Raw genomic sequence first — 368 nt, 5'->3', positions numbered from 1 at the left:
GTCCACATCATAACCGCGGAAAGAGCGTTTAAACTCTTTATCGTGTATATCATATGGCGTAAGCGGCATGATCGACACCTCCTCGGGAGTGCTTCAACGTTCCCTATTCGACAATACTAACAAAAATCCTGCCGGAAAGCCACACCGACTTGTCCATTTTTTGAGTCAAAAATTGGCTCTCCTCCTTTTTTCGGGAAGCGATGCCCCTTCCAACACCTCATCCATCCCTCATTTCGGCTGCTCCACCCGGACCCGAACCCTTCCCTTTTTTGTTTTTCCCTCCACGACATCGACTCGAAACCGCCCCCACCCTCTCAGAGAGACGGTATCGCCTTCCTCCAGCAGACGGGACGGGTCCTCCGTCACCT

At 52.2% G+C, this 368-nt stretch carries 1 protein-coding gene; it reads right to left on the bottom strand.

Translation table 11 applies throughout. The annotated features are described in order from the left end of the window. Positions 1–69 (bottom strand): DivIVA domain-containing protein (locus RZO55_RS25870; protein ID WP_369293200.1); only part of this gene is annotated, 69 nt, incomplete at its 3' end. Positions 70–368 lie beyond the last annotated feature (299 nt).

The organism is Clostridium boliviensis (assembly GCF_033342255.1).
Taxonomy (GTDB): domain Bacteria; phylum Bacillota; class Clostridia; order Lachnospirales; family Lachnospiraceae; genus Lacrimispora; species Lacrimispora boliviensis.
This window is presented reverse-complemented; position numbering and strand designations above follow the sequence as displayed.